A 20,962-nucleotide genomic window follows, 5' to 3' on the forward strand; every position below is an offset into this window, starting at 1 on the left:
CCTGCAAGGCTTCTAGCCTGTTACAATTTATATGAAAGCGCCCCGTTCGCGAGGCTTCCCTTTGTGGTGAAGCTGCGAGGAATGATCTGACAATCAACCTCTTCTCCGGGGCGCTTTTTCTTGCCTGAAACGAACTCACTTTTGACCTACAGGCCCTCTATAGCCTCATATTATGACTTGATTCCATTTTCGCGGCACCGGTTACCGGATCGAAAATGCCAAAACTGACGGTAGAACATGAAGTTACTGATCATCGATCTGAAACATGTCTGAACAGTGAAGGAACGGAAAATAGTCTAACGGTGACCATTGTGCTGCGAAGATACTGAAGCGAACGGAATGAATTTCCGGTATTCGTAACAGTTGCCAGGATTCGGGCAAGAAAGGAACAAGGGCAAGTTGTCGTCAGTTCAATGATTATTACAGAATGGTCTCAACTTATTCGAAAATTCTATTATCTTCAATCTTGTTTGGGGTATGTTTAACTGAATCATTAGCTGCTCGCACATATCGCACTGAAATTGAAGTCGCAATTAGCTCAGGTGCTGGAATTGTTGTCGCACGCGCAGATGGCGGAATAGACAATGAACTATGCAAGAGAACGGAAAATATTTCAGGTGTCGAAACAGTTGGCATGTTATATAAAAAGGAATCTTTGCCTTCCAATAAGGCACCTGGAACCTTGCTAACCGTCTCTAAAGTAGACGGAAATTTCATGTTAATTGTTTTTGAAAAGCATTTTGATCCTGCAACTAAATATACGGTGACAGAGGAGCTTATCAAAGAAATTGGCGAGACGAAGATCAAGTTCCCTGGCGACAGGGAACCCCAGGCTCTGAACAGAGTGACCTCTACACCTATTTCTGAGGGTATGAACAGGTGGGTATTCCAAGAGTACAGGTCTACGTCAGATGTAGCCGAATGTTGGATAAAGATTTCTCCAGCAATGCAAACGAAAGTTATCCCGTTATTAAGTTCGTTTTTTCATGAGATCGAAAGTCTATCCCTTGAAAAAGTTTCTGATACTGATATTGAAAGTATCGAAAAGCGTTGGAGCCAAAGGCAATCACAATATTATTGGGTAGCTGCCGGGGTCTTGACTGGCTTGATTGCCAGTTTATGTATTTTTATTCGTCGGCACGAGTTCTTCTTGTATATGACTTTGGGATTCAGAAGGCACGAATCAACGATCGTTGCAGTTATTGAAATATTTTTGATTCAACTTTTCGCTCTTATACTTGCATTTTCAATACTTTCTGCAGTTTCGCCTTTAATGGGCTTTGTCTTTTACGACTTTGCCATAGGGGTGACCAATATCTTGCAGACATTTTATTTGGGTATCAGCTGTTCGTTAATTCTCTGTTTTATTATCACTTCGGGCAAACAACTGAAAAACATGAAACGAGATACATAGTTTACAGCCTAATACTGGCCGGGCGTTAGGGGCCTAGTTGTTGGTATACTTTCGAAGTGCCACATACTTTACAAGGGTATGTCTAAGGTTCTTAGGGATAGGTGATTATCATTGACTCGACCAGTTCAGTGGAGTTTGTAAGGTTCCGTACTGTACTCCTATTTGTCCTCGCCGTCGCAATCCCTCCGATCGGACTTCTCGTGTCATTTTTGATTTCGCGAGATTTCAAGGATTCCCTCCCCAGGAACCATCGGTTATCTGAATATGCCATGTTACTTTCATTGGTCCTAAGTCTTCCTGTAATCATAGGCACTTTTTCGGTATTAATATTCTGATCTGTTTCATGCGATGATTCAGGATCGGGATATTGGTTTGGACTCGACATAACGGTTTAGGAACCAACGGTTGAAGGTCCTGAACCTATCCATTCCCCTTGTTCTGACTGATTCGCTAGTCACTGCAGCAGAAAACCTATCCGTTATTACCTGCGCTCGTAAGCAAGTGGGCGAGAAGTTCGGCTACTGACTCGTTCTCGCCTTCCTCCTACGGAAGCTCGACAATCGCGCCAGCCCCGAACCACGAATGTCGACATTCAACCGCTACCCATCCCCTAGGCTCCGTATATCTGCCTTCGGGTAAAACAGGAATCTTTCCTGTTTCATGCGCTCTCATCGAGTGAAGGTTGTTGCCTTATAACCGGCTGCGCTGATAAGTTTCTTCCTCCGACAAGATGGCGGGTTAATAAGGTGAGGTTTCCAGCGACTGCCACCCTCAGTTAGCTCATGTCTGTGGGGACCTGGCCGTCTAATGAACCGATAATTCCAGGGCGTTCGCTGCTGTGATGGCCGCGTCGATCTTGGTGGGGTCGAATCCGTACCAGTGATCGCCTGTATGGGTATCGAAGACGACAGGGGTTTGGATGTAGCCGAGGTCTTTCAGGCGTTCGAGTGCGTCCGGCTCAGCGGTAACGTCGTGGATCTTGAAATCGGCGTTGCGGCTCTCCAGGTAGTTTTTTATTCCGGTGCATGGGCCGCAGTGTGGTTTCGAGAATAGCTCTAGCATGGTCGTCCCCTTCTTTTAGAGGGGACGTATCGTAGTTGTCGCTACTCCCCTGCAGCTGGATATTTCATGGCCAGCGTGGTTCCAATGCGTTTGAATCCCATGAGCGCATACAACGTCAGGTGCTTGTCAGTATGAGCAACCAACCCCACAGTATGGTTCTGCTGGTATTGATGAGCTAGCCCCTGGATGAGAAGTTTTCCGTCACCAGAAGCCGACTTTTTTCCGCGGGCAATGCAGCTGAGTTCAACACCAGTCGGTCCAAGATCTTTAGCGAGCTTCTTCCGGCTCATTTCCCGTTCAGCGCTCCTGCTCCCCTGCCGACGGACGGCAAGGACCGGCACGAAAGCATAGGCCAGTGCCAGGCCCCACCAGATACCGAAAGGATCAATGAGCGAAGCCGCCAAGAAAGGTGAGATCAAAACGATTAGAAGGCCGAGCATGTCGGCTAGCCTATGGGCCGCCGATGGCTTGAGGTCATTGACGATCCCTACCGCATGATTCTGCTGATAGAGCCGTCCACGAAGCTTCGCTCCGAAGGCAAGGGAAAGGTAAACCGGGTAGGTGATCACGCGCATCATTCCTGCTCCTGGCTCGTGCCGGGAGAAGGCTGCCGCCATGATTCCTGCAGCACCGGGGACATACCACCACGGAGTTTTGGAGATCTCGTTGACGGTACGGGAACGGCCAGTTGCTGGGGAACTCATGAATCTCATCTTTCCGGAATTCGTTGATTGGTGGTGGCTTAGCTTGCCGGTCGCCAACGGGTGGCATTTCAGCCATGGGGGTTCCTGTATGAGCCAGCTTTACTTGAACTACAGTCGGCGCCTGGTGCTGCGTTTACCGCGAAGCTGCTTGATCAGCATGGGATTATGGGCCAGGGCTTGGTCTGATTCAATAAGGCGGTTGAGCAGTTGGTAGTAGTGCGTTGGCTGCAGGCCCAACTGTTCGGTAATAGCCGCTTCTTTGGCGCCCGCGTATTTCCAGTGCTTGGTTTCGAAGTCCAGGATTTTTTGGGATAGCTCGTCTAGGTGCTGCTCTTCATTGTCCATGGTCTCGTCCTTGGGTTAGAGAAGTACTTGAGAAAGCTCGGCGAGGATCGCCAGAGTGGAAACGAGTAGGGCGGCAACTACCATATGGGGAGCTGCCGGATAGGAGCTTTGGCCTTGGCGTTTGAGTACCAAGCCGTGGATCAGCCCGGTGATTCCGGCCAGGGCGACAGCCCAAATCATGGGACCGAGGCCTAAGGGAGCTAGGAGCAGGCCGAGTGGCAAGCTGAGCTTGAGGTCCCCCATGCTGGTGGCCTTGCCGAGAAGCAGCAGGCCGTAGAAGCCGACATGTACGCCGGTAAGAGCCAGGGTTTGCCCGGCAATAGACCATCCTTGGGGCACTATGACGATGACCATGGCTAAGGCTGCCAGGAGCCCTGCGGTCCAAGGCAGAGTGTAGGCATCTGGGACCCGCCGCTGTTTGAGGTCTTTGATGCTGACCAGTGCACCGAAAACTAGCGATAGTGCCATGGCCGGCATTTGGTACAGCAGGATGGTCTGTTGCATCAGCAGTACCAGGAGCAGTGTGCAGGCAACGCTGATGGGAATGCTTACGGCCGGGGACATACCATCGCTGGCCTTCATGCGCGCTGCTTCTGCTTTCATGAAGGCCACCGCACCACGGCTGGTGCCTGGGGTTCCGGGGTTAGGCGACATATCCGACCTCTCGCAGCTGGTTGATCAGCTCTTGAGTCTCGTCAGCTGGCTCGTCGTCATCTCCGTAGGCGCCCAGGTAGTCCTGCAACTTGTCAGCGATTTCTTGTACCGCGTTGCGGTTCTTGGCGATGTACTCGGCGTTCAACGCATCTCGCCAGGCCTGCTCGTTGGCAGGGTCGACGATACGACCGACGGTGGCTCCGAGGCGGGCAAGCTTTGGGTTCTTCATGGCCATGGCGCGGTCTACTAGTTCGTGCGCTGCTTCCGTGATCAGTTCAATCATTTCGGTGTGCAGCTCAGTGTTCCAGAGGTAGTTCTTCGGGCGGATCCCTTCGAATGGTGCACCGCGGACCAGCTTTATGGCGGCGATGAGTCGAGGCAGGGAAACGGTGTAGACGTTGTTCCCAATGAGCTTGGTGAAAATAGTCCAGTCGCACATCACTCGTTCGTCGAGGCTGTATCGCTCGTTGCGGGCGTGCGGGAAGAGCATGGTGCCATCTTCATCCTGGCCAAGATAGTCACGGGTGAGGTTGGCCAGCTTGTTGCGGTTCTGCGCGCCTTTGGCTCCTGAAGGTTGTGTTCCTGGCCAGAAGGCTTCGTTGTACTGCTCGGTGGTTGCCCCTGGATTCATGGCCAAATAGGCCAGTAGTGAGATGCAGCGGGCTGCAGTACCTGGTGATTCTTTTCCACTATTTGGCGAAAGCGGCATTTTGCCCCGTGTATTGAGGACATCGACGGTGCCCAGAAGACGGATCATTGGGACCTTTTCTTCAGCGAGGGATGCCAATAGCTGCTGGGCTTCTGAATCCAGCTCAGCTTCAGGGTTATCGAGCTCGTCGCTGTTTACAGGGGACATACCGTCTGCGGGAACAGCTGCAGGCTCCTGGTCTTTGACGATCTCCAGGCTTGGTTTGGCTTCGTCACTGACGGTAGTCTGCGCGTCTTCTGCGCCAGCAGCATCTAGAGCCTCTGGCTCTAGTGAGCTATCTGGACTTTCCGCGTTTTCGTCGGCTGCAGACGCAATCGTTTCGGTAGCTTCGTGTTCCTGTGCGATGGCATCGGTTGCTTCGATCTGAGGTGAGGAGGCCTCTTCTTCCGGCTGTTCGGAGCCAACTGGTTCTGCAGGCACCTCCTGCTGTTCCGGCTCTGCTTGGCCAGTTGTCCCAGGCTCAACGAGCGTTTCATTTGTTTCGGGGACGGCGCGAAGCTCAACGACGAACTCTTCGTCGTTGAATTCCTTCTGAGGGGACGTACCGTTTGCTGGTGCTTGTGGCTGCTTGCTGCTCTTGGCCAGCAGTTCCATCACAGCTTGCTGTTGTTCTTGGTCAAGCTTCTGTGGTTTCAGCGACAGACCCAAGGGGTCGAGGGTGGCATAGCCGTCATCGTCGACATTGAACTTCCAGTCGCCCATGGTGAAGCCTGCAGTGATCGCTGCGATGCCCAGGCGCGGGATCTGGCCAACGAGGTTCAGTAGTTGGTGACGCTGCCGGTCGGTGGGTTCAATTCCCAGTAGGACTATTTCTGGCATCCAGGATTGTCCAGAGAGCACCCTTGCTTGATGCATGGTTTCGGTACCGGCGGCTTCCATGGCAGCTTTGACGTCAGCTGCTTTGCCTTCCAGCATGGTCAGCAGTTCTGGGATGTTCTCGTAGCTGGTGACTCGTCCGGTGCCGAGGGCTGATGGGAGGTCATCTGCAACTCCGCAAAGGCTCAGGGTCAGTTGCTCGGCCCATGGGCTGCAGGCCATCTCTACGGCCAGTGCGGTGAGGATTTCGTGGCTGGTTCCGTTGTGGTGGTCTTCCACGCCGAGGGCGCCGATGTACTCGGCGTCGACGAGGATCTGGGCGTTTTTGGTGTCTTCGCCCAAAGTGACCATGGCCGGGTACGGTGCTTCGCTGCCTTCTTCGGCGTCTGGTACGTCGTCAGGAGCTAGGCTCCATACCGTACCGTCGACGTCGTCTTTAGTCCACGGCGCAGGTAGTTCTGCGGCTTCTGAGAGGTAGAACGTCAAGCTGCCGGTGGCTGCGCGGAGGCAGAAGATCTTGGGGAGGGACGTACCGTTTTCTTTGGCCCAGGATCCGAGGAAGCGTAGTGCTGCATCGATGGTGGCTTGGGTTAGCGGGTCTTCGACATCGCGTAGTTCGCGTTCGGTTCGCGCGGCTGTTTCGCTCACTGCTTCTGTGCGTTGCCCTGCGGTGCGAATGCGGCGCTGGTGCAAGCGGCGGCGGCCTAGTAGTGCCAGGATTCCTGCTGCGAGCAGGCCACCAATGCCGGTAGCGGTCTGGAGCAGCTGATTGCCCATGAAGCTGTCATCTGCTTGATCGCCCTCGGAGGTTTCAACAGCGGGAGCTTCGTCTGCGGCCTGCACTTCTGGGGTAGCAACAGGTGCTGGAGCGCTGAGTGCCTCGGAGACGTCTTTATTGGTGTGGTCTTGCTCAGAGGAGCTTGCGGTGTCTTTCTGGGTCTGTTGAACGGACTCGTTGGTGGGTGCTGTCTTGACAGGTTTCGGTGCGGATTTCGCAGTGGACGCTTTGATCTTGGGGATGTTGATGGTGGTGCCGGCGTAGATCTCGTCGGCGTCGGTGATGCCTGGGTTGCAGTCCAGGATCTTCTTGTACTTTGCGCCGTCACCGAGGTGCTTTTCTGCCAGTCCCCAGAGCGTATCGCCTGATTGGACAGTGTGTTTGAACGTTTCCGGGCCGTCGGTTTTCTGTGCTGCGGTCGCAGCTGCCTTTTGGTCGATGGTGACATTGCCGGATTGTTGCGGTGCAGAGATCACCGTGTGACTGCTCATGGAGGTGTCTACAGTGGCGGCGTTGGCTGGGCCAGCGATACCGAAGATGCCGATCACAGCTGCCAGCAATGCCCCGGTGATGCCTTGGGCGGAGCCGAAGCCCTTGATGCGTGGGGCTTTGATCCCCTTGATGGCTGCTGGCAACTCCATAAGCACTGAGAGCATGAAATAGAGCCAGAAGCCCCAGCCAAGTAGCGGGAGAATTGTGCTCATCGTGATGATGAGCCCGTAGTCTGGGCGCGATGCTAGCTGAAGGATATCAGGCAGGCGTTCTAGTGGGTTGCCGGCTGCAGCGAAAAGAGCAAATGGCAGACCCGCAATGAGCCCAAGAAGGACTATGAGGGCCGCTAGGCCTTTAACTAATTTCATCGTTGACCTCAATCTTCGATCCTTGTACCAAGGGGGACGTACCACCTTGTGAAACGCAAACAACGCCTTCCATCAGGGGATAGCCCCTCTCTGGGTGAAAACCGGTCACAGTTGGCGAAAATTTATTTGTCCCTCGCCACGGTGCCTTGCTGTTCTGCGTTGGCCAGGGCTGGAACTGGTGATTTTCAGGAAGCTTGCGCTGATTTTTCATCTACTGTTCCTGGTCTAACGAAGCTGCATACATTCCGGGACGAACGACTTGTTCGCGAGTGATTTGCAGTGCGCTGTGTTGAGCTGCGTTGGCAATGAGGCTGGCAATCCGTTCCTTGCCCTCGTCAGTCATTTGGGCGCCTTGTGACCACTGCAGGAAACCGGTGAGCGCCTTCTGCAGCTTCTGCGGGCCGATGCCACGGTAGCCATGGGTGAATCCACCTGGATTCCCTTCGGCGAATGGCATTAGATGCAATGCGTCGTCCACAACGATGAATATTGGCCCGTCTTGTAGATACGGGGGTATAACGATGTAATCGAAGTTCTTGAGATGATCGTATCGGGAAGTTTGATGGTGCATGGTCACTGGGACAACTACCGAAACTTTGGTGTAGGGATCATCGTCATACCTCTGTTTGGCCTGAAGAAGCACGGGATTGCCATCACGGTCCTTCTTCAACTCGTAGTTCCCATGGCCTCGAACGAGCATTCGGCGTTCTTCTGCCGTCAGCACGTCTAGTAATTGCCGAGCTTCTGGTGAATTCGCCTCGTCCAAGTCAAGGAGTTCTGAACAGTAGCGCTCGAAGATTCGTTGTTGGTGCTTCTCAAAGCTGCGAAGATCATTGCGCACCGGGAACCGTGGCTGACTTTCGGGGTTTTCTTCTTTGATCTCATCGATCGTGAGATCGCAGAGCGCTGTGATGCCTAGGCCCAAGGCATAGGCTGTGACCTCTTCAGGAGAGTCGCCATACTTGCCGAACTTTGAGTAGATCAAATCATAGAGCTCGTTCGCGTATTCTTGTCTCTTCGCCGCAGGAGCAGTAAGAGCAGCGGCTTTGCTTTGCTTGACTGTTGCTTGTTCGATGCTGAGGTCAGGCTCCACAGTTTTGACGATGTATTCAACGTGCTCTTGACTTTCCTTGGGAATGCGAATCGCCCACGCTCCGGCACTGCCCCACTCGATCTCAGCTGCAAGCCTTGCTACGGCAAGATTAAGCGCCTCAGCTCTTACTCTTGCTGTAGCCCCGCTTTTCGTTTGTTCGCCTTGTTCAAGGCCGGTAAGAATTGAAGCGGAGAGCGCCAGGTTGAAGTTTCGTGTCCATTCCAGGTCTCTGGTGATTGGCGTTTTGTCTGCTCGATTCCAATCTTCGACTGCAGCGGCCGTGGGAAGATCAATCAAGGGAATTTTTCTTCCCATTTTTGTGCTCAGCGTTTGGTGAGAGACCTTCTCGGTTTTGAGCTCGCGGTCAACTTCCCATAACGAGCGAGGGCTGTTCTCCCGAATTGCTGGGGCCTCTGAGATCACGACTTCATAGAGGTCATCGCGTCGTACATAGACCCAGGCAACGTCATAGATAGTCAACTCGTTGAGTAATGAAACAGCGTTGGTCATCAGGGCCAGTTCACTACTTCCAAGCTCGGAGTAGAGGGGCACGCGTTGCAGAACCGGTTTATATGGTGGTGGGGCGACTTCTTTGGTCCTTTGAAGTGGCGTGATCACCCCGATGTGTCCTGAATTGGTTTTGAAGAATTGCACCCAAGCCTGTTCATGGGTTTCAGGGTTCTCAATGATGCCGTCGGTCTCTCGGATCGCGGGTGATGTTGCTGGGGCAAAGCTGTAGATGCTGCGTGAAGTGGAGCGGCCTTTCTTTCGGCCGGCTACTTCCTCGACATACGTTGCTGGCCATCCCTTGTGTCCGCTCTCATCGTCTTCCATCGGCTCAATGAGTGCACCTGTCGATGCCAGTTGGGACACACGTCCGATGCTGACTTCCAGCTTGGTGGCCATTTTCTTGCGTGAGAACAAGCCCATTGCTTTACCTTCCGGCAGGTGCGTTTTCCGTATCACTCTCCACAGTATCTAAAAGATTCACCGCTAATCAATATCGGCTAAAAAAAATTTTAGTTAAGTTTGGTGATTATTAGATCCCTAACAGTAGGAGCCAATCGATACGCTGAAATGAAGCAACCAAAGCGAGAGGACAATCATGCCCGAACCAACTTTGACCAAGCTGCCCGAGATCGGTCTGATGACAGCGGACGGCAACGGGGCCTGGCACCATTTCAAAGACAGCTTCCTCTCCCGGTGGGCTGTCGGAATTCGTAGCGTCACAAACCCCAATGAAACCCGCGACTTTCAAGGCATCCGTAAGACCTCAGCCGCCCTCAACCTCTTCTTCGAGACAAGAGCCAACGAATGCAACGAAGAAGAAGTCACCGAAATCTATAAATGGATTCCTGAAGGATGGCTCCTAATCAACAGAGCATCAATGCTCCGCACTACAAGCATCCTCCCCGACACCCAACGCGAAATCATCTGGGCACCCAACGGACAATTCATAGGCCTGGTGCATCTGATGAGCCCAGACACCTGGGCAATTCACCTCCTAGACCCCGAAGATGACCCAGTATGGAACCCATATACTCCCAATCTCATCTTTAAAGCTCCAGACAAGGTCAATGATGCCTGGCACACCTCCCGCGCAACAGCCATCGCCACCGCCCATCGATTCTTCCCCAACACAGCAGTTTCAACCGACGACTACTGGCCAAAAACCTGGGCCGAACCCCTCAATAAGTTCAGGGCAGCCGGCATCAGCGCTGGCTTCAAAATCGACGCCATGTTCATCGGCCCATCAGACGCCACATGCACAGCCCCAGACTGCATGGAAGAAGCGAAAGCCCGCGTGGAGCGCAGCGGCAGCGACATCGGCACAGACGCCCGCCTCGCCTGCTACAACCATGCCGGCGAACTCATGGCACGCCACTCAATGCCACCAACTACATAGAAACACAAAAGGTCTGGTCTAGAACTGCTCCCCCATCAAGCAATTCCAGACCAGACCCACAAACAACACCCTACCGGCGCTACAAACTAATCCCGGCTGTTGAGCACGTGCAGCTCACCAACATAACCATTGCCCGTGGACTCAGTAAACGTCGTCACAGTGCCAGATTCACCACCACCAGTCCACGTCACCTTCCACGTCGCACGAGCAGTAATCTCATACGGCCGTGAACCATCGCCAGGACTCATCTTCGAGTACCGGTAGCCACAGCTCGGAGAATCCGTCCGCCCGGAACCTTTGATCCATGGCTGCCCAGCACCATTACACGACACCGATCCCCCGTCTCCCATCGAGTACTTCACATTGGTCACCTTGGCGTCAGCAGTAATCGCTACTCCGCCAAGAGTCTTCGAACGCTTATAAGGACCCCAATTCAACGGCTTCTGATTCTCAGCAGGAACCCACAACCACACCGGCAAATTCACCGCACCAGAATCCTTCTGAGCAATGGTAGAAGTGAAATCAACGCCCTCCAGCTGGAACGTATCAATAAACCGCTTCGCGGCCTGAGGAGGAGTCAACTGATCGACGCCAGGGGGCGGGGTATCACGCCATTCCAGTCGCGGAGCATAGATACTCGGGCTCTGCTCACAAAGGTTCAACGCAATGGAATCGTCCTTATCAATGTGCGAGCAATCCTTGGGAGCAGGCGAACATACATACCAGGCACCCTTCGACGGGTCCTTACCTGGAGGTGGCGCCTTCTGCGGATTCCTCAGCTGCCAGTAGCACTCATCCCCCGCGCTCCACACACCCCGCTCCTTATCAGAGCAAGGAATCTCAGTACCATGGGTGTTCTCGCACTTCGACGGCCCCTTATTCTTCCCCTTAGGATTCTCCGTATTACCGATAGGACGAGTCTTCGTCCCCTCACCGTTGTTGCCATTCTGGGTTTCCTTATTCACACAAGAACCCCAGTCGTCGCAGACAAGCTGTTTAGGTAGTTTGATCGTGGGAAGCATGCTGGCGTTCGCCGTAAAAGGCACCAGCGCAAATGCTAATAGCGTGAAAACCGCGACAAGGCGTCTGACTAACATGGCACGCCACCATCCTTGAACTCTGTTTTAGCGATAACCCAACGTCCCAGCTCAGTGTCATACTGTGCTCTGACGTCTAGAATTGCCCTAAGCAGTTCTGGCTTCTCCCCTGGTTTTCCGTTAGCAAGCGTTATCTCGACGTTGCTGGTGTCGTTGCAGACTTCCAAATACACGACATGATCTTCAAGTTCCTTCTTGCCTTCAATTACAGAGGAGGAGTAACCAGATATCTCTTCCACCTCTACGCCACCTTTAGCAGTAGCTTTCTCTTTCTTGAGACCATTCAGAGTTTTCATTGTGGAAGCGAATTTGTCTCCAACGGCGAATTTAGCCAAGTCTTCGGTAGAAGTATCACCTGCCTCCATCTGTTTATTACCGACAGCGACTAAACGCTTCATGGTCTCGAAGGCAGCATCCACCGATACATCCGGACCAGGCTTCGTAGTCACCGGTTCAAAACCATTCGACTCCCCCGAACCACTCTCCGATACACTCCCTGAAGCCACCGGCGAAGAACTGGCCGAAGAATCAACAGAAGCGCTCGCCGCAGGTTTAGTGCTTGGGGACGTACCGCCCTCTGGTTCAGTAGTCTGGCTGCAGCCGGCAAGGAGTAGGGCCAAAGCAGCGGTCGATGCGGTAATCATGTATTTGGTCTTCATGGTTTTCATGCTTTCTACTGTCCTGGCTTGAATACTCTGGCTGCGCCGATTCCTACGCCTTCTTTGTTTCCGATAGGCAGGAATTTTGGTTCGTAGGGGATGACAGCGTGAACTGTTACTTTCCCGTCCTGTACAGCCACGCTACCTTCTGCCCCAGATTGAGTTAGGTATTTCTGCGCCGCTCGCCTAGCCAGTTCGGAATTTATCGACGTATCAGCGGTGATTCCACCATTAACCCCAGCACGTGCTGCTGACTGCGCAATCAAGGTTGCTCGTTCTTGAGCGTTGATAAGCGCCCCGTTCTCCATGAACAAGCCAATGACGATAAGAAGCACCGGAATCATGCCGAAGATGAGGATCACTGGGGCTTCTCCCCGTTCTCTCTGCCACCATTTAGCTTTCATGGTTAGTCGCTTACCTTTCTCGGAATGAATCGACAGGGGACGTACCGTGTGCTGTAGTGCTTTGAATGCCTGGAATAGCGGAAATCTTGATTCCAGAAAAGACAACGTCACACGTCACAGTTGCATCAACTCTGCCGAAGTTGGTGCCAGATGTCTGGAATCGTGAGGTGTCCACATCAACATCAATCGAATCGCAATTGACTGAACCTTGTGTCATTACACGCTTGGCTGCTTGAATTCCCGCGGCTTTGCCAGAATTCGAGGTTCGAGCAAGCGAAGCATCACGAGCAGCTGCGTTAGCTGCAGATTGCACGGCATGTTTCGCGGATCCCATAACGCCTGCATAAAGAATGAGCATGAAAAATAGAAAAATAATCGGTATTGCGAAGAATGTGCTGACTGACTGGCTGCCTCGTTCGGAGTTCTTGAAAAGATCCTTCATCGGGCAATGATCCTTTCCGTCGGGCCAGACACTTCCTGGTCAATTTTCCATCCGTCATGAAACGGAATCATGGAGTCAGAACGAGCATGGACGCTGACTCGAACTTCAGTTGCACTTCGAGTCACCGTAACTGCATCAGGCGGGAGATCCATCCGATATCTGGCTAGTAGCTCATTGGCAGCGCGGCGGCCGTCTGCGGCCGTAGAACCCTCATATCGGGCGACGTTATAGGCGGCCGCCGCGACTGCATGAGCTTTTTGATCAGCGTTGACCACTAATCCGAATTCGATGGCCCCAAAAATCAGCACTAAGAGGATTGGGAGAAATGCGAACCCTCCAACGTTGGAGCTCCCTTTCTCACAACGCCACTGATTTCTGGATGCATTAATCATTGCGGTTTACCACCAACCCGCGCCGTTGATCTGGTTGATCCATTCCTGCACCTTGCCGGTGAAGAAGCCGACGGCGAGGGCTACAATTCCCACGGCGACCCAAATCCACCCGAATTGCGAGGTGTCGTTGCTGCCTCGTTCATTGTCGACTGTCAAGCAGTTGAATTGCGTCGAGACCAAGGCCACAGCTGTCAGCGCTGCCAAGGTTACTTTGTCGGTGATTGCCTTACGCATTGTTTTTCCTTTCAGAAAGGGGAATTTGAAATATTGATAAAGAGTGCGGTGAGGATCATCCCTAGGAAGACCATCACGATTGCCTGCACACGTCTTGAGATTTTGTTGCTTACCAGGTTGGCCTGTTCGTGTTCTTCCGCAAGGGCCCGCATTCGGAGATTCTTGCCTGAAGCACGTAGCGCCTCATATATTCTTGCTCCGTCCTTTCCGCTTAGTCGTACAATTCTCGAAGCTTCCGAAAGTTCCGGAACGTGGATCTCGTTAGCTAATTCTTCTAGTGCATCCCATACCTGTTGTTGTTGGTATTGAGCTCTGGTGAGTACTTGCCTGATCCGAACGAAGACCCATGAATCATTACTGATTGTAGAAGCACTAGTGACCGCTGCCGTGACGTGGGCGCCCCGTCGTACCTCTGTAGCAACGAGCTCGATGAAGCTTCCTACGCCTCGACCAAACTCTTTACGAGCGTGGTACGCCATGGTGCGGGCTCGACGGTCCGGCACAGCTTGACCCAGCATGAAAGCGACGACCACAAGCAAAGGAAACATGGTATTTTCCATGCCAGCTACAGATAGGAGAATGGCTCCAATACTTGCAAGTCCAGCAATCCCAAAACCGTAGAGCATTTTCTGGAAAGAATGGTCCAGCTCGGTGCGTCCAATGAGTTGTAAGTCTTCTTTAGTGACCTTTGGAGTCATTGGAACTGGTGGAAGTTTCATGCCCCAAAGCCCAATCTTGCTTTTCCAGTCGACTGGGGCGAATTTAGTTTCTTTGTCAATGAGGACTTCGGAACCGAAATTATCCATAGCTACTGCCAGTTTTGGTTTCGCCGTAAATAAGGGCGCAGCCAATAGAGCAACTGCCAGTCCAATGAGGGCACCGCCGAGAATGATGAGAATCATTTGGTTGTCCTCCCTAAGAGTCGAGCTGCACGGTATGGCTTAGCCAGCTGGTACATCCCATACACGATGTAGCAAAGCAACGCCACCCACACCAAGTACAAGATCTGACCAGTTGCGCTCTTATATGGCTCTGAAACCATTGGCATAAAGGGCATGATGGCCAGCATGACTACTACGCCCACGATGATGATCCGGATATCTGAACGGGTCTTGGAACGATCTGTATCGATTTGGTGACGTGCTTTGATTTCGTCATGCACGCTTTCAGCGATGTTCTCTAGGGCAGTGCTTAGACCAGCCCCCCTTTGTTCAGCAGCAAGCATGAGATTCATGATGATGATGTCAGCTGTTGGGTCGTCGATTTCATCAGCAAAAGATTCGAGCGCGTCTTTCAGCATCCACCCGCCTTCAAGCCGAGCAATTAGGCGTTTCACCATCGGTCGGATCGAATCTGCAGCGCTTGAAAGCGAAGCCTTCAACGCGGTTTCTAGCGCTGTTCCAACCCCGATGAGACCCGAAAGGGAACGTGTCCAGGATTCCAGGGCCTCCAAGCGCTCAAGCACCAACCGATCAGCTCGGTTCGAAAACAGCGCTGGGATTGTAAGCACAGCGAGCGGAAAGAGAATAAGTGCAGGGAACCAACGCGTAAAGATGCAAAGGATGACCGCTGCACCGAATGCAGCAGCGGTACGGACTTTCTCAGCTTTCGAAAATTTCGTGTTCACCCACTGGAACCGTGCCGGAACGGCTACCGTCCTGAGCTTCTTTTTAGGCTGAAGCAGTAAATACGCGACCGCTAAGCCAAGGCTAGTAATCAGGAGGAAAACCCCAATAGGCAGCATCATTTGTTGCATTAGAATCCCCTCCTCAAAACTTCTTCTTTCAAACCGTGACGCGCGAGTCGGCGGCGCATACGTGAATCGCTTGGAAGGCGAAGAAACTTCGCGTCTTCGTCGTTTTCCTCTTCATCTAGGTGAAAGAGGTCTAAGGTAGTTACTCCATGAGTTTCGTGTGGCAGTACCTCAGTAATATGGGTTACTTTCCGAAGTTTGCTTCCATCTTCCTGCTCTACACGGTTGAGCTGCACGATGAAGTCGATATGACGGGCGATCTGGCGCTTGGCATATTCTTCGGAGTACTCCTGGCTAGCAAGGCCCACGAGGGCTTCCACACAATCTTCAGGATCTTCAGCATGTGCAGTCGAAAGACTTCCTGCGCCGGTTTGCATGGCTCGAATCATGGGACCAATTTCGTCACCGCGGACTTCACCCACGATGAAACGGAAAGCATTTAGACGCAGTGCTTTACGGCTGGCGGCCCACATGGAATATTCGCCGGCACCCCCGGCCTCGCCTGCGGGACGATACTGAAGCGATATTGGGGAAACAGCGCGGCTAGATAGGTGATGGAGGTGAAGTTCTCGTTCCATCTCCATGGTGATCACTGGTTCGTAGGGGTCAAATTCATTGACGACTGCTCGCAACATGGTAGTTTTTCCATCTCCCGCATAGCCGCTGAAAACTACCGAACGTTTGGCAGCGATCACAGCCCGGAGGAAGTGTGCTGCGGACTCAGTAAGGTTCCCCATTTGCACCATTTCATCAAGAGTGATGTTGAGGAATCGGTGGACGCGCAGCACGATTACGGGCCGCGTCGTCACAGGCTTTGTGACAGCCGCAAGGCGGACCATTTCCATGAGATCGGCGTCCACGTCTGGGTGGGCCTGGTCGAAGGGGCGCGCTTCTTCTTCTTTACGGTTGAGCAGAAATTGAACATCGTCAACCAGCACCCGATCGCTTGGCGCAATAGGCGGTTGGCGGCGCATTTCGCCCCCGGCGTGCTCTGTCCATACTTCGTCGCACCCATTCACGGTGATGTTTTCTACGGTTTCATCATCGACATATTTCTGGAATGGCCCCAACCCGAACATGTAGTCACGCAGAGTACGTTCAACGTCTTCTTGAGTGCGCGCGCTCCAGCTGCCTTCTTGCCCTTGGGTGCGGATCTGGAACTTGACGTGATCAAGTACCACCTGCTTAATATGCTGGCGTCCCATTTGCTCGCGTGCGTCGTTATCGAGGTCCGGGCGCTCCATCAGCTTCTGTGATTGAAGCTCTGCTGCTTGGCTGCGCAGGTGCTGAATGGTTTCCCAATATTCTTCGTTCTCTTCCGAGAACTCTTGGGAGCCTTCTACCCGGGCTTCACTTTGGACTTTCGCCGCACGGCGCCCACTCTGTCCTGCATTGAGATGTTCTTTCACTGAAGTGGGCACTTTGAGTGATGGCTGCGCCGTCAATTCAGAAGCGAAAAATGGCAGAGAGCGGAGATCCTGGTCAGAGTTGCTAGTAATGTTATCCGGCATCGCTTTCCTCCTGGATCAGTTCTCTTGTCTTATCAAGATCTTTGAAGATCTTGGCTCGCAGTGCACGGATAGCTGACATGTAGCTATCCCGCATCATCATTCGTTTCGAGCTAGGTTCGCCTTGTGAAAAGACTGCGGCTTGCTTGGGTGCAAATGGAATTTCCCCAGAAATCCCCATATTGAGGAACTTCTTGACTTCCCGCGTGCTAGAGCCGCCTACAGCTGGCTGGTACAAAACAGCAGAAGAAGAGTCGCCCCTCCCTACTGCATCGCGAAGAGGTTCTATGGACTTTTTCCCATAGTCGAGAGCAGCAAGTGCGGAGAATGTAGGTTGCAGACCATACAACATAACGTCTGAACGTTCAGCCAAAGCAATGCGGCGGTCTTTGTTTCCCGTCCAACGCCCAAGATCAACGATCACGTCGTAGCCGGAGGCTTCAAAAGCTGTCAGTTCCTCCGCGAGCTCTCCCCACATGGTGGTGATACCGTGGCCAGCTTCCGGGTTTGAAATCGCAGGTAGGAGTAGATTCTCGGTTCCCTCATCTTCTCCCGTGCTGGTTAGTGGCACGCATGATCCCAGGATGGATTCTCGGTCAACAGAGCTCATGGCAGAAATTTCCGCTAACGTGCTGAGTCCCCGCTTACCTGATATCTGACATTGCATGTAGCCAGCAATCACAGATGATGGCTTAGAAATGTCTGCTTCTACCAAGATGACTGGCTTTGGCCATTCAACTGCTAGGGCCACCGCTGTTGTCGTTATTCCCGGGGACGTACCGATGCTGGTGAGCGTGACCATAGCCATTTACTTTTCACCGTCCAACACGATGCCCACCAGCCCAGATGAACTCCAGGTAACGATCTGCGGTGCATCAGCCTTCTTCACTCGAATATCTACGATGAAGTTGCTGTTACCTTCTGCATCTTCGCTGGCAGTCGGATACCTCTCTATGACAGCCGCAACGGTTTTGAGAGTCTCATCGCCAGTAAGCTGTTCGCCTGATGGGGTGTGAACTACACGAACTTTGTCACCAGGCACCAGTTCGCGCCCTGGCATGTTGGCAGGCTTCAGGCCTAATCCCACGATGCTCATGTCCTCAGGAACCGGCATTGCAGATGCAAACGAACCCTCGACAACAGGTGTGCCGGCGAGCAGATTTGTCTGAGCCTTAGTACCCACGACATCACCTTGACGATTGATATCGATGTATTGTGGCTGCTCCCCCTCCACCGACAGCGAAGTGAGGTCCTCCTGCTTGATAGTTTGTCCGCGAAAAACGTCATTCTTGACCGTCAGAACCTGGTGGCTTCCGGTAGACCTCGTTCCCACCCAGGCTAAAGATGCACCGAGGACAGCCATGGCCAATACAGCGGCGACAAAGCCTTTACGGCGCGACGGCAACTTAGGGTTCTTACCGCGATGGGGAAGACCCGCAGGCATCTGCTTCTTCTGGGTCTCTTCGCTGGTGACTTCAGTAGTCACTGGGATTCTCCTCTTTATGGATGATCTGACAAGAAAACGGTAGCACTGCCTAGATTTTAAATCTAGGCTTATTGGTCATGAGCACAAGGAAAAGTCATGATGGGATCATGCCGCGCAAAATAGATACAGGCCTCCCTGCAGATCTCCAATTCGCAATTGATGCATTTGGGTCCGCGGCACGAGTGCAACTGATCAGGGACCTCCAGCGGCGAGGCCCTGCTTCCATTCCCACGCTTGCTGGACGCCTGGATCTAAACGAACACACCGTAAGGGCCAACCTAAGGGCGCTAGAAGCAGCAGGCGCCGTCAAAGGGGACATACCACCAGAGCTTCGAGGAAGCACCGCAGTAACGTACCAAGCGCAACGATCTCGATGCGCCGAGTTACTCATGATCCTTCGAACAAACATCCTCTTACTCCCGTCGGACTGACTGATACTTACAGGTAGCCCAGTGCTGACAGAAAACCTGCCATAGAATTTTCCTTTACCTCATTCTCCCCCAGTTTGCTGCGCGAAATTCCTGCGAACCCACGCCATACCCTGCATCCCTCATAGGATCACCCGCCCGACATGGACAAAGATTGGCGACCTGGAATCACAAAACGGCAGATATAACCGCACCCACTCGAATAACTGATGTCGGCCTTGAGCCAAAGCGCCCTGGAACCCTAAAAGCATCCCCGGGCCGCAGTTTATATACATATGAACGTAACTAGTTAGGCAACTATTGATGCAACTAGGTAACTGAACATTTTGTTACCTAGTTATCCACATCGTGATGCTCGTAAGCATCTACCTAGTTGCCTCAGTGCGACCTGGCGCGCAGGGACAGTAATCCCCGTTGGAGGCATGCTGATCGGTAGATTGAGGTCAACAGTGCCCACTGGCTTCGCTTCAACCATCAACCACAGGGCAGCTAGTAGACCACATAGATAACACGTTACTTACTGCATAGTTGTGAAACTATGATCTTCATTGTCATGTTACCTAGTTGCTTACCTAATGCATGAACAGTTGTGCACATAGATATGTACATAGATATGAAATTACTTCCGAACTAGTTAGCCCACTGTTGAATTACCTATGAATAGTGTTATGATCTTCAAGTCAGATCATCTCTTGGAGGAAGCATGTCTAGCTCTTTTTCTCTCGCTGGAACCAGCCCGCAAATCACGCAGATCGCTCGCGCCGTAGTCTTCGGTATTGACAAGGGTGGGGTCGGTAAAACCTCTTGCTCATGCAACGTCGCTGGTCAGGCTGCAGCCGCTGGATACAAGACGCTCATTATCGATCTTGATCCCGTAGGTGCCATGCACAACGACCTTGGTTACGACAAAGAGGATGGGGCGCGACTGTTTGATGCACTTCGCAAGGGGCACCCTTTGCCTGTCATCAAGGACGTTCGCCCAAATCTGGATGTAGTTCCAGGTGGAGCGGAACTTCGAGACCTACAAGGAATCTTGTTCTCCAGGGGTCAGGCTCCAATGGAGGCCTTCGCTTCACTTTTGTCGGCTAGCTTGGGTGCAATTGCCGAGCCTTACGACCTGATCATCATTGATACCCCGCCTGGTGATCCATGGATCACCGAAGGTGCCCTCTGTGTGGCTTCAGCATTAGTGATCCCGGCTCGACCAGATGATGGCACACTTGACGCCGTTGAAAACACCGCCAAGAAATTCATGCGTGCCCGTCATTTCAACCCCGACCTTCGACTAGCAGGGGCCGTAATGTTCGGCATCGGTGGGGCAAGTCGCCGCATTGCACGTCAGACACGGGAACGCCTCACTGAATCATTGGGGGAGGCAGCACCGGTCTTCGAGACCCGCATTCGCTACATGGAAACTGCAGCTGTTGATTCACGTCGCCGGGGAATGCTCATCCATGAGCTTTCACCCGCTGTTGAGGAATCAGTCAAACAGCGCTTCACTGCCTTCAAGAACGGTGAAGCGGTCGAGGAGGATAAAGCGCTACTAGCCACAGATGTTGGGAACTTGGCAAAGGAATACACGGCCTTAACACGTGAAATTTTTGCCCGTCTGTTGGAAATTGAAGCCGAGGTTAGCAATGACTAGGAAAAATTTGGGCAGCATGTTTGAGCCAGGAGCTTCAGAGGACCCTGCAGATTCACTAAAAGGGTTTCTGCCACCAAAACCAACCAAACGCAAGGCACCACCACTAGCGGATCGCGCAGTCCAGGAAGAGGTTCCGAGGGAAGTCGAGGTGGAAGCTGCCGCGGATACACCGTCTTCCCGGAAGCGCAATGTGAAGCAGCCGCACTCGTCGGTCTATTTGCCGGCCAATGTATATAAGGCCCTGCGCAAAGAATCTCTTGCGGCGTCGCAGAGTTATACAGAACTACTTTTCCGTGCACTTAGCCGAGTCTCAAAAGAAAATTTGGCGTCTTGCTTTGGTGGAGTAGTAGCTTCTGGCCTGCCCGAGGGGATGCCTGGCGCCGCTCCTTTGCGTAAGCGCCGTGGCGGGGGAGAGGGAGGCACGCAGATACAGCTGCGCTTGACTTCGGACCAAGTTGCATGGATCGACGATGTCTACTGCGCGGAAGTGGGCGCACCAACTCGCAGTGCACTTATTTCATCCCTCTTTGCTTTGGATTTGAAAGTCGATGTCCCACAGTATTCGTAATGCAT

At 52.8% G+C, this 20,962-nt stretch carries 23 protein-coding genes; 5 read left to right on the forward strand and 18 right to left on the reverse strand.

Going from position 1 to position 20,962, the window contains the following annotated elements; genetic code table 11:
* The first annotated feature begins 427 nt into the window (after window positions 1-427).
* Window positions 428-1,414, forward strand: a complete 987-nt coding sequence (locus M2368_RS17085) for a hypothetical protein (RefSeq protein ID WP_133834550.1) — start codon at window positions 428-430, stop codon at window positions 1,412-1,414.
* Between the two features lie 804 nt (window positions 1,415-2,218).
* Here M2368_RS17085 and M2368_RS17090 read toward each other — a convergent pair.
* The 7 genes from M2368_RS17090 to M2368_RS17120 form a co-directional block, all read right to left on the reverse strand.
* On the reverse strand, window positions 2,219-2,476 hold the full coding sequence (locus M2368_RS17090) for a glutaredoxin family protein (RefSeq protein WP_133834551.1): 258 nt from the start codon (window positions 2,474-2,476) through the stop codon (window positions 2,219-2,221).
* A 41-nt stretch (window positions 2,477-2,517) separates the two neighbouring features.
* On the reverse strand, window positions 2,518-3,180 hold the full coding sequence (locus tag M2368_RS17095) for a hypothetical protein (protein ID WP_133834552.1): 663 nt from the start codon (window positions 3,178-3,180) through the stop codon (window positions 2,518-2,520).
* A 108-nt stretch (window positions 3,181-3,288) separates the two neighbouring features.
* The gene (locus M2368_RS17100) at window positions 3,289-3,525 is read right to left on the reverse strand and encodes a DUF3263 domain-containing protein (RefSeq protein ID WP_133834553.1); all 237 of its coding nucleotides are present in this window, start codon (window positions 3,523-3,525) and stop codon (window positions 3,289-3,291) included.
* Between the two features lie 15 nt (window positions 3,526-3,540).
* Window positions 3,541-4,179, reverse strand: a complete 639-nt coding sequence (locus M2368_RS17105) for a prepilin peptidase (protein WP_133834554.1) — start codon at window positions 4,177-4,179, stop codon at window positions 3,541-3,543.
* On the reverse strand, window positions 4,169-7,186 hold the full coding sequence (locus M2368_RS17110; protein WP_166650832.1) for a LysM peptidoglycan-binding domain-containing protein: 3,018 nt from the start codon (window positions 7,184-7,186) through the stop codon (window positions 4,169-4,171). The genes M2368_RS17105 and M2368_RS17110 overlap by 11 nt, the downstream gene beginning before the upstream one ends.
* Before the next feature lie 142 nt (window positions 7,187-7,328).
* A complete protein-coding gene (locus M2368_RS17115; RefSeq protein WP_133834556.1) occupies window positions 7,329-7,553 on the reverse strand; it encodes a hypothetical protein in 225 nt (74 codons plus the stop codon).
* Entirely contained in the window at window positions 7,554-9,365 is a 1,812-nt protein-coding gene (locus tag M2368_RS17120) for a hypothetical protein (RefSeq protein ID WP_133834557.1), read from the reverse strand.
* A 175-nt stretch (window positions 9,366-9,540) separates the two neighbouring features.
* On the opposite strand from M2368_RS17120, the gene M2368_RS17125 reads away from it, so the two are divergent.
* Complete coding sequence (locus tag M2368_RS17125) at window positions 9,541-10,341, forward strand: hypothetical protein (protein WP_133834558.1); 801 nt, start codon at window positions 9,541-9,543, stop codon at window positions 10,339-10,341.
* A gap of 86 nt (window positions 10,342-10,427) precedes the next feature.
* Here M2368_RS17125 and M2368_RS17130 read toward each other — a convergent pair whose 3' ends face one another.
* The 11 genes from M2368_RS17130 to M2368_RS17180 are packed head-to-tail and all read right to left on the reverse strand — an operon-like array spanning window position 10,428 to window position 18,316.
* Window positions 10,428-11,438 (reverse strand): hypothetical protein, encoded by a 1,011-nt coding sequence (locus M2368_RS17130; protein ID WP_133834559.1) that lies wholly within the window; start codon window positions 11,436-11,438, stop codon window positions 10,428-10,430.
* The gene (locus M2368_RS17135) at window positions 11,432-12,106 is read right to left on the reverse strand and encodes a hypothetical protein (protein WP_133834560.1); all 675 of its coding nucleotides are present in this window, start codon (window positions 12,104-12,106) and stop codon (window positions 11,432-11,434) included. Before M2368_RS17135 ends, M2368_RS17130 begins: the two co-directional genes overlap by 7 nt.
* Window positions 12,107-12,111: 5 nt before the next feature.
* A complete protein-coding gene (locus tag M2368_RS17140) occupies window positions 12,112-12,501 on the reverse strand; it encodes a TadE/TadG family type IV pilus assembly protein (protein WP_133834561.1) in 390 nt (129 codons plus the stop codon).
* 10 nt (window positions 12,502-12,511) lie between these two features.
* Complete coding sequence (locus M2368_RS17145; RefSeq protein WP_133834562.1) at window positions 12,512-12,943, reverse strand: TadE/TadG family type IV pilus assembly protein; 432 nt, start codon at window positions 12,941-12,943, stop codon at window positions 12,512-12,514.
* Complete coding sequence (locus tag M2368_RS17150) at window positions 12,940-13,335, reverse strand: TadE family protein (protein WP_133834563.1); 396 nt, start codon at window positions 13,333-13,335, stop codon at window positions 12,940-12,942. The genes M2368_RS17145 and M2368_RS17150 overlap by 4 nt, the downstream gene beginning before the upstream one ends.
* 6 nt (window positions 13,336-13,341) lie before the next feature.
* Window positions 13,342-13,569 carry a hypothetical protein gene (locus M2368_RS17155; protein ID WP_133834564.1) on the reverse strand — a complete coding sequence of 76 codons (228 nt, stop codon included), beginning with the start codon at window positions 13,567-13,569 and terminating at the stop codon, window positions 13,342-13,344.
* Between the two features lie 11 nt (window positions 13,570-13,580).
* Window positions 13,581-14,471, reverse strand: coding sequence for a type II secretion system F family protein (locus M2368_RS17160; protein WP_133834565.1), 891 nt, complete (start codon window positions 14,469-14,471; stop codon window positions 13,581-13,583).
* Window positions 14,468-15,325: a type II secretion system F family protein gene (locus M2368_RS17165; protein ID WP_133834566.1), complete on the reverse strand. Its 858-nt coding sequence runs from the start codon at window positions 15,323-15,325 to the stop codon at window positions 14,468-14,470. Before M2368_RS17165 ends, M2368_RS17160 begins: the two co-directional genes overlap by 4 nt.
* Complete coding sequence (locus tag M2368_RS17170) at window positions 15,325-16,833, reverse strand: TadA family conjugal transfer-associated ATPase (protein ID WP_133834567.1); 1,509 nt, start codon at window positions 16,831-16,833, stop codon at window positions 15,325-15,327. The genes M2368_RS17165 and M2368_RS17170 overlap by 1 nt, the downstream gene beginning before the upstream one ends.
* Entirely contained in the window at window positions 16,823-17,632 is an 810-nt protein-coding gene (locus tag M2368_RS17175; RefSeq protein ID WP_498724754.1) for a hypothetical protein, read from the reverse strand. Before M2368_RS17175 ends, M2368_RS17170 begins: the two co-directional genes overlap by 11 nt.
* A 6-nt stretch (window positions 17,633-17,638) precedes the next feature.
* Entirely contained in the window at window positions 17,639-18,316 is a 678-nt protein-coding gene (locus M2368_RS17180) for an SAF domain-containing protein (RefSeq protein WP_133834569.1), read from the reverse strand.
* A gap of 107 nt (window positions 18,317-18,423) precedes the next feature.
* Here M2368_RS17180 and M2368_RS17185 point away from each other — a divergent pair, with 107 nt between their 5' ends.
* The 3 genes from M2368_RS17185 (at window position 18,424) to M2368_RS17195 (ending at window position 20,957) form a co-directional block, all read left to right on the forward strand.
* Entirely contained in the window at window positions 18,424-18,747 is a 324-nt protein-coding gene (locus M2368_RS17185) for an HVO_A0114 family putative DNA-binding protein (RefSeq protein ID WP_498724759.1), read from the forward strand.
* Window positions 18,748-19,447: 700 nt separating this feature from the next.
* A complete protein-coding gene (locus tag M2368_RS17190; RefSeq protein ID WP_133834571.1) occupies window positions 19,448-20,389 on the forward strand; it encodes a ParA family protein in 942 nt (313 codons plus the stop codon).
* 16 nt (window positions 20,390-20,405) lie between these two features.
* The gene (locus tag M2368_RS17195; protein WP_498724755.1) at window positions 20,406-20,957 is read left to right on the forward strand and encodes a hypothetical protein; all 552 of its coding nucleotides are present in this window, start codon (window positions 20,406-20,408) and stop codon (window positions 20,955-20,957) included.
* Window positions 20,958-20,962: the final 5 nt, after the last annotated feature.

The organism is Arthrobacter sp. JUb119, assembly GCF_024807995.1.
Lineage (GTDB): Bacteria > Actinomycetota > Actinomycetes > Actinomycetales > Micrococcaceae > Glutamicibacter.